This is a genomic window from Priestia filamentosa (assembly GCF_900177535.1).
Classification (GTDB): domain Bacteria; phylum Bacillota; class Bacilli; order Bacillales; family Bacillaceae_H; genus Bacillus_I; species Bacillus_I filamentosa.
The window spans coordinates 1-8,587 of the sequence record NZ_FXAJ01000021.1 but is presented as its reverse complement, the minus strand read 5'-3'; the positions used below and the strand labels follow the sequence as shown (position 1 = coordinate 8,587).

Genomic DNA, 8,587 nt, shown 5'->3' with positions numbered 1-8,587 from the left:
AGAACTCTTATGAACATTGGCTTATTTGTTGACGACGGCATCAATATCTTAATTGATAAAGGTTGGTTGGAATCACCGCCAAAAGCGTATGACAGAATTTAATATACAATTGAAACAGCTTGAATACCTTCCAACTTCCAATTAAAAGCTAGTCGAAAATAATTTTAAAAAGGAATAGAACGATGTGATGAAAAATAAAGAAGCGATTGAACAAGCTGATTATCAATAAGAGTTTTTTGAGAGGAAAAAACCGCACGTAAAAGTATACTTAAATATTAAGAAAAAGCTCAAACTTGTTGGCATTCAACGAGTTTGAGCTTTTACTACTTCCTGTAATTGGTGTTATGTTAACCCAAAATAGAGCGTTTAATCGAATCATTCATTGATATAAGGACTCTCTTATCAAGAGAGTTTTTTTATTTGAACAAAAACCACAACTTTTTTAAGGAGGTTACGTCTAAGTAACGAATATTGGCTAAAAGGATGGTTGAAACGTTGACAAATACTAAAAGAGAAGACATTGAGTGTTGGTATGATGATCATAGCGACGCCATATTACAGTTTATTTTGATGATGGTAAAAGATTATCAACAAGCTGAGGATCTCACTCATGAAACATTTGTGAAAGCTTACATTTATTATGATTCATTTCAGAGAAATTCTACCGAAAAAACGTGGTTATTCAGTATTGCTCATAATGTAACCATGGACTATTTTAGGAAGCGCAAACCCATGCAACTTTTTAAGGACCTGATTGGTTCTAAAAGGGATCATTCTCGCTTACCTCAAGAACTTATTGAACTTAAGGAAACGTCTTTGGAACTTTATCAAGCATTAGAAAAGCTTAAAGATTCCCATCGTAAAGTCATTATCCTTCGTAAGATTCAAGGCTTTTCCGTTAAGGATACAGCCAATATATTAAATTGGTCTGAAAGTAAAGTGAAATCAATCCAGTTTAGAGCACTCCCTGCTTTAAAAAAGCAGCTAGTAAAGGATGGATGCGTCTATGAAAAAACAATCTAATATCCACTTTAATGAAGATTCGTTAAAAAGATTAAATAAAGACTTGATTTGGAATGAGAAGCAAAAGCAAAAACAAAAAGACCGCCTGATACAAAGAATGAACCATTTAGAGTCATCTAAACGGATTTCATACAAATATATAGGGAAACACAACAGGTGGATGAAAAGGGTGATTTATAGTGGATTTGCCTTTTTGATCCTTATAGGGTTATTGATTAGTTCTGCCTTTGTGTCTCCAGCCATGGCACAAATCATTTCTAAGATTCCCTATTTAAATTCTCTATTTGAATCTAAACCCCTCAATGATGAGATTACGGAGGCTTTAGACAAAAAGGGATATAAATGGGATGGAGTAGGAGTTGAAAATCAACCCAAACGAGTCAGTGTAATGATTGTAGGGTCAGATGAATACTATAATGAAGTTAAATCAACTGTAAAGAAACTGATTCAGGATATATTAGATTCACGCGGTTATGATGCTTACAAGGTACAAATAACTCAGTCTATCCCCTACGAAGAACCAACGCCAGAGGAAAAGGAGCAATTAGAGAAATATAATAGGATTTATGACGTTGTGTTAGGAGTACTGAAAGGGTATGGATACGACTCTCTTGGCCAAGTGAATGATATTCAACCTGGTTCAATATCATTTGAATTGCCTAATACAGAACAGAGAACAGAAGAAATAAAAAAACAGGTAGCAAACACTTTAAAGCAAAATCAGCTGGGTGATTTCTCTATAAAAGTACACACCTACAATCCTCAAAAAAGGGAAAGAGAAGCTAGATGGTCGGAAATTGTGAATACGATTTCTAATGGTTTACTCGCAAAAAAGGAATACAAAGTAGAGATGGTTGGATATTCAAATAAACCAAAGGCGTTTACGATTTCCATTGACACTTCTTTATCTTCAACAGATTCAGATGCAAAAAATACGGTAGATAAAATAGAAAAAACGGTTCAAGATTTTCTTCATTCGAAAGAAACAAAACAAGTAATTGGGGATGATGCATATCGAATTATTATCTATAGTAAAGACAAGAAAAAATTAAATGAGAGCTAATATACAGCTACATTGAAAGAGGAAAGAAGGGATCTTTGACTAAAGATCCCTTTTCTACTGATAACAAAAATTATGTTAATTAGAAATGAGTAGGATATACATATAAAAAACATAACATTAAATATTCTCTTTACTTTGTAATCGCTTTCATTTATACTAAATATAGGCGGGATAGCATGCGTGGCTGTCACAGTATTTAGCGTAGGCGGGGCTAATACAGGGAAGCAGGGCATATAAGAAATGTCCTTTTTTATTTGAATAAAGTTGCTTTATCTTATTATTTAAATACAGATTAATTACTATTAATATCGAAATCTCTATACTTTTTACATAGGAATAGCGCCCAATTAACTGGGCGCTATTTTTGTTTAAAAAGATCCATATAAGTTTTATTTCTCTAAAAAATTTATATACTTTATCATCTCTGAAATTCCCTTATATTGATGGAAAAGTTGATAGTTCAGATTTTCTAAAGCCAGCCCAAAAGAACGTTCGATTTTATCATAGCTTTGTAGTTCCAAATCATTCAAAAGCTGCCTCATATTTTCTAGATAATAAACGGTTTTTCTCAAACTACTGATAACCAATATCTTACGTAGTTCTGTTATTGTAAACATTCTATATCCATTTTCGCTATTTCTTTCTGAACGCACTAATCCTTCTTGTTCCCAATAGCGAATAGCTGAGGTATTAATACCTGCTATTTCAGCTGCTTCCCCGATACTCATATATTTCTTTAATTTTCTATTTTTATATTTTGTAAAATCAGTACTTTGAATCATTATAAGTATTTCTTCCACTCTTTGTTTCTCCAATTGTATATGAAATTGTTGCTGATTTACTAGCCAAAGAGCTTTTTCAAAGCTCGCATTTTTAATCATCCTCATAATCTCATAGACAGTGGGTATTTCATATCCTTTTAATAACGTCCTAATGGTGATAAAGGCTTGAAAGTGTATAGATGTATAGAAACGATGATTACTTTCCGTCCTAGGTACAGCAGGAATGAGATTTTGTTCCTCATATCTTCTCAAAGTTGTTGTACTAACATTTAAAGCATCTGCCATTTGTTTAGGTGTATAGGTTTCCATTTTTAACTCCTTATTTAAAGTAAAACCTTCAAGTGCTACAATAACATATTTTAAATAAATTCTTAACATATCAGGAAAAAAAGAGCCAAAGCCGAAAGATTGCATGAATGTTATATGATAGTAATATAAACGATTTGGGAGTGATGGAAATGGAGAAGTTCATAAAACTTATGGATGAATCAGAATTAAAAGTCGGGTTAGTCGGTAACCCGAAATTTAAAACAATCATGTTACCAGTAGCTAAAGAATCTGTTTATGGCAAGGAGGCTGAAAGCTTAAAGTTATGGGGTGTAGATCCTGAATTAGGAAAACACTTTATCGAGGGATTACAAGACAAGTTTCAGGTTTTATATTTTGATTATGAGGGACACCGATTAAAACACCCTAATTCAGAGCATCTAACAGCTGAAAATATAGTAAAAGATTTATTAGTAATTGCTGATAAGATGGATGTTAAAAAGTTTAGCTATTATGGTTACTCTTGGTTAGCTTTAGTTGGTTTACAATTAGGTATTCAAACAGATAGATTAGAAAGTTTAATAATGGGTGGGTTTCCTCCAATAGATGGACCATACAAAGAAATGTTGATTGTAACTAATAAGACATATGAACAATCTAAGAATAATCAGAATTCTTCTGTCTTTAATGAGCAAGATGAGAGTAAAAGTCAAGAAAAAGTTGATTGGGATAACATAAAGGTGAAGTTGGATACGAATCAAACCAAACAGTTTGTTACGTTGTATAAGAATTTAAAGGAATTTGACGATCGAGAAATTCAACATAAATTAGCTATTCCAAAACTGATATTTGCTGGCGAAAAAGATACGATTGTCTACGGCAAAAACTTTGGAAATGTAACTGTCGATATCGTTGGTATATTACAAAAGAATAAGCAAGAGTTAAAACATATGGGGTGGGATATAGAAATTTTAGAAGGAAAAAATATGAATCACACCAAAGCAATGCAACCGATAACGGTTCTAGAAGTGATAAAACCGTGGCTGATTAAAAATTTACTATAACTCATTAAATAATTACCTTAATTCTATGTTTGTACCTTCGTTCCCTTACAACTTTCTTTAAAGAAGTATGGAGAAAGAAAATATGGATAAGTTAAAACAGTTCATAAAGGTATATATAAACGAAAAGCAAAAGCACAAACTCGTTGTTGCTGAACGGGTTTGCGCTTTTTTATGTCCTCTAACATGTTATATATTAAGTAAAGAAAAAAGATAAAAATTAAATCTTATTTTTTTCTTTTAGATAATTGTTATAAGCCGTTTCCACCTTGTTTAGTTTTGGAGATGTTTTTGACATTCTTCCTCTTATATCTTCCAATAAATATAGTCCTCTAAGTAAGCAACCTACTATAATTCCAAACGCGATGATTCCTCCAATTAAAGGGCCAAAAAGAAATAAAAGATAACCAACAATAGTTGATAAAACGATAAGCAATAATAAATACAGAATATTCCCCACTTTAACCTTAAAAAAGGAGTTATTTAATAACAAATGAGGTGTAAGTATACCGTAAATGAGGACTTTTGGAAAGATAAAGTAACAAGGTTCTTATAAGATCTATTATGTTAACTAATCATTATTAAATTTCATGTGATAAAGAAAACCCTTTGCCAGTGCTAAGCAAAGTTTGTGTAAAATATATAATATATAGGATTTACAGTATTGTTTTATATTATTAAGAGGATAGATATAAACAAGACGTAACTCATAAAAAATAGACATTGACAGAGCTTCCATCAAAAAGGCAGTAACAAAAAACATTGACAAAAAAAATTATAAGTATTAGAATTATCTCATATTCAAGATATTTTATTTCAGGGTATTTTGAAAGGGGGAACTAAATGGAGAGAAAATGTACGAATTTGCCCTTTCTAGTATTAATGCAAACATCTAAAGCAATTCATGAGAAAATAAAGAAAGAAATGACAAGAAACAATCTAAATATAACAGAATTCTCTGTTTTAGAGGTCCTTTATCAAAAAGGGAAACAAACTATTCAGCAAATCAGAAATAGTATCTTAATTTCAAGTGGTTCGATGACCGATATTATAGATAAACTAGAACAAAGAGATTTATTAAGCCGAAATGCTTGTCGAGAGGATCGTCGCGTGATACATGTTACATTAACAGATGATGGAAATAAATTAATGCAAGAAATCATGCTAAAACATCATAAGGTAGTTGACGATATATTTGATTCATTAAATTCTGATGAGGCAGAGACATTGGTGAATCTTTTGAAAAAAGTAAGGAATAAAGTTTCAAGTTTATTTTTTTAAAAATATATCTCGAATTCGAGATAAAAATATTATGGAAGCAATAAGGGAAAAGCTGGCACTTCCACCATTTTTGAAACCAAATCGAAAAGAGATTGAAGAAAAGTTACGACCATTAATTTTAAATTAAATTTTGGAGGAATATATAATGAACCATCTAAAAGGAATACACCATGTAACAGCTATTACAAGCAGTGCAGAAAAGAACTATAAATTTTTCACTTATGTTCTAGGTATGCGTTTAGTTAAAAAAACGGTAAATCAAGATGATATTCAAACCTATCATTTATTCTTTGCAGATGATAAAGGAAGCGCAGGCACAGACATGACTTTCTTTGACTTTCCCGGCATTCCTAAAGGCGTACATGGTACAAACGAGATTTCAAAGACATCTTTCCGTGTACCGAGTGATGAATCATTAGACTATTGGATAAAACGTTTTGATCGTTTAGAAGTCAAACATACTGGAATTAAAGAGCAATTTGGCAAGAAAACCCTCTCTTTTATTGATTTCGATAACCAGCAATATCAATTGATTTCAGATGAATTCAATAAAGGGGTGGAATCTGGCACACCATGGGAAAAAGGTCCAATTCCATTGGAGCATGCGATTACTGGTTTAGGACCCATTTTTGTCCGTATTGCGAACTTTGATTACTTTAAAGAAATGATGGAAAAAGTCTTATTATTTAAAGAAACAGATAAAGAAGGTTCATTCCACTTATTTGAAGTGGGTGAAGGTGGGAATGGTGCCTCGGTCATTGTAGAATATAATGCCCTTCTTCCTGAAGCTCGGCAAGGTTTTGGTACTATTCACCATGCGGCATTCCGTGTAGAGGATCGCTCTGTTTTGGAAGAATGGATTGAACGGATGAATAGTTTTGGATTCCATACATCCGGTTATGTAAATCGTCACTTTTTTGAGTCATTATACGCAAGAGTTGCACCGCGAATTTTATTTGAGTTTGCTACAGATGGCCCTGGTTTTATGGGAGATGAACCATATGAAACGCTTGGGGAAAAATTATCTTTACCACCATTCTTAGAGCCTAAACGTGCAAAAATAGAAAAATTAGTTCGCCCAATTGATACAGTGAGAAGTACAAAGGAATTTGTCAAAAAATAAAAGGAAAAATATTATTGGTGCTTCATTACAACACTATAACCCTCTTATCGACGATGAAGGGAAATAAAAATGGAATATTTCAAGTAGTTGGGGATTAATAGCTAAAATTCCATTTGTCAAGCCAATTGTATTTCCTAATACAAAGTAGTATCAACTACCGGAAAAGCGAATTAAAACGTTTAAATAAAAAATTAAAAATAAGGAAATTATAAAGAAGGTGTAAATATGGGTTTTTTATCTAAATTATTTGGAATTTCATCAGAAAAGGAGATTAAAACAATGTCAAATGTAAAATTAGCCGTTATTTTTTATAGCATGGGTGGAACAAACTATCAACTAGCTAAGTGGGCAGAAGAAGGAGCAAAAGAAGTTGGTGCTGAGGTTAAAGTATTAAAAGTACAGGAATTAGCACCTGATTCTATTATTGAAAAAAATGATATATGGAAAAACACTGTGGAAGCAACGAAAGAAGTTTCAATAGCAACAGGGGACGATATTGAGTGGGCAGACGCAATTATCTTTAGTGTTCCGACTCGATTTGGAAACATGCCATCACAAATGAAGCAATTTCTTGATATTCAAGGAGGATTATGGGCCACAGGTAAAACGGTAAACAAAGTAGTCAGTGCAATGACTTCTGCACAAAATCCACATGGTGGTCAGGAAGCTACCCTTCTCTCTTTATATACCTCTATGATGCATTGGGGGGCCATTATAGCAACTCCAGGTTATACGGATTCAGTATTATTTGGAGCAGGTGGTAATCCATATGGTACAAGTGTTACTGTTGGTCAAGATGGAAAAATGATTGAAGATGTTCAAGCAGCTGTAAAACATCAAGCGAAACGTACAGTAACAGTAGCAGAGTGGGTAAAAAAGGCGAATCAATAAGTAAGAAAAACTAATCAGAAAAACTTCCAATTAGTTTTTTGTAGATGAAAATAATATATATTACTCTGTATTGCTGGCGGGACAACAACAGGTACACAAATTAATACTAACTCATTCATAGGTCCCACAGTTTTACCCGTCTGGTATCCGTTCAACAAGAGTCGGCTGGGAATTGGGAGTAGGAAGAATTGGCGGTATACTCGGTCCTACAGTTGGAGAATTTTTATTAAGCTCGCAGCTTCCTCTTCAACTTAATTTCCTAGCATTTGCAATTCCATGTAGTATTGGTGCAATAGCCAAACGACAATCAGAATCACAAATGAAAGTTTTAATACCAGAGAGCCGGCAGCAAATCCAGAAAGAAACTCACTTTAAAAAAGAAGGGGATCATTTTTCCATAAATAAGCAACCTTCTCTCTTTAAAAATACCTGAATAATCTTCATTGTCTTTTTCATTTTATGCAAAGATAAGTAAAAGCCTTTATACTTTATAATGATTAGACGAGAAGTATTAAAAAAATTTTGGAGTGCATCTCCTTTTCAAAGTTCGATAATAAAGAAGATTAAGTGAACATTTTTCTTAAAGTTAACAAACCTCTCTAATCTTCGTCCGTAAAAGTATACTTAAATGACAAGAAAAAGCTCAAACTATTTGGTATTCAACGAGTTTGAGCTTTTATTACTTCCTGTAATCCATCTTATGGTGCGACAAGAAGTCGCTTTCTTACAGTGTAGCTGACACTACTCATCTAGACGTAAAGATGATCTCCATCCGAAACGGCATGCTTGGTAACGAGTCTGTCGGTTGCATGAGGAAATGCGGAAACAGAGGACAAATGCATGGTCCAGAATACTGTTAGGAGAAGATAGGTATGGTAAACGAACGTGAAGGTTTGTAAGCTTCGTAAAGGTTAGCTCAAGATAATGCATAATTTTTGCTTGGGTCTTGGTAAGAGGAAAAGTAGAATCATAAGGCTACTCTGATGCGTCCCGCATCTTACCCGGAGTAAAGCAAATCTACTACTTTCCATTCGCAGAGTGACGCAACAAAATACAGGCAAGCGAACACCTGGTGCAGATGGCTATACAGCCTTAA

At 33.3% G+C, this 8,587-nt stretch carries 8 protein-coding genes and 1 pseudogene; 8 read left to right on the top strand and 1 reads right to left on the bottom strand.

Annotated elements, in window-relative coordinates:
• Positions 1–495: 495 nt before the first annotated feature.
• On the top strand, positions 496–1,023 hold the full coding sequence (locus B9N79_RS25550; RefSeq protein ID WP_094041356.1) for an RNA polymerase sigma factor: 528 nt from the start codon (positions 496–498) through the stop codon (positions 1,021–1,023).
• Positions 1,007–2,086 carry a DUF4030 domain-containing protein gene (locus B9N79_RS25545; RefSeq protein ID WP_167555157.1) on the top strand — a complete coding sequence of 360 codons (1,080 nt, stop codon included), beginning with the start codon at positions 1,007–1,009 and terminating at the stop codon, positions 2,084–2,086. Before B9N79_RS25550 ends, B9N79_RS25545 begins: the two co-directional genes overlap by 17 nt.
• A 389-nt stretch (positions 2,087–2,475) precedes the next feature.
• On the opposite strand, the gene B9N79_RS25540 is transcribed toward B9N79_RS25545, so the two are convergent.
• Positions 2,476–3,177 carry a MerR family DNA-binding transcriptional regulator gene (locus tag B9N79_RS25540; RefSeq protein WP_040060084.1) on the bottom strand — a complete coding sequence of 234 codons (702 nt, stop codon included), beginning with the start codon at positions 3,175–3,177 and terminating at the stop codon, positions 2,476–2,478.
• Between the two features lie 149 nt (positions 3,178–3,326).
• Between B9N79_RS25540 and B9N79_RS25535 the strand changes: the two genes are divergently transcribed.
• From B9N79_RS25535 to B9N79_RS26680, 6 genes and pseudogenes are all read left to right on the top strand, one after another.
• Complete coding sequence (locus tag B9N79_RS25535; RefSeq protein WP_085119442.1) at positions 3,327–4,199, top strand: alpha/beta fold hydrolase; 873 nt, start codon at positions 3,327–3,329, stop codon at positions 4,197–4,199.
• A gap of 840 nt (positions 4,200–5,039) precedes the next feature.
• Complete coding sequence (locus B9N79_RS25525; RefSeq protein ID WP_085119441.1) at positions 5,040–5,477, top strand: MarR family winged helix-turn-helix transcriptional regulator; 438 nt, start codon at positions 5,040–5,042, stop codon at positions 5,475–5,477.
• Between the two features lie 145 nt (positions 5,478–5,622).
• The gene (locus B9N79_RS25520; RefSeq protein WP_085119438.1) at positions 5,623–6,600 is read left to right on the top strand and encodes a ring-cleaving dioxygenase; all 978 of its coding nucleotides are present in this window, start codon (positions 5,623–5,625) and stop codon (positions 6,598–6,600) included.
• Positions 6,601–6,879: 279 nt separating this feature from the next.
• Complete coding sequence (gene wrbA / locus B9N79_RS25515) at positions 6,880–7,491, top strand: NAD(P)H:quinone oxidoreductase (protein ID WP_085119449.1); 612 nt, start codon at positions 6,880–6,882, stop codon at positions 7,489–7,491.
• A 172-nt stretch (positions 7,492–7,663) separates the two neighbouring features.
• On the top strand, positions 7,664–7,924 hold the full coding sequence (locus B9N79_RS26425) for a hypothetical protein (protein WP_085119436.1): 261 nt from the start codon (positions 7,664–7,666) through the stop codon (positions 7,922–7,924).
• Positions 7,925–8,487: 563 nt separating this feature from the next.
• Positions 8,488–8,587: pseudogene (locus tag B9N79_RS26680) on the top strand (reverse transcriptase N-terminal domain-containing protein); the annotation flags it as partial.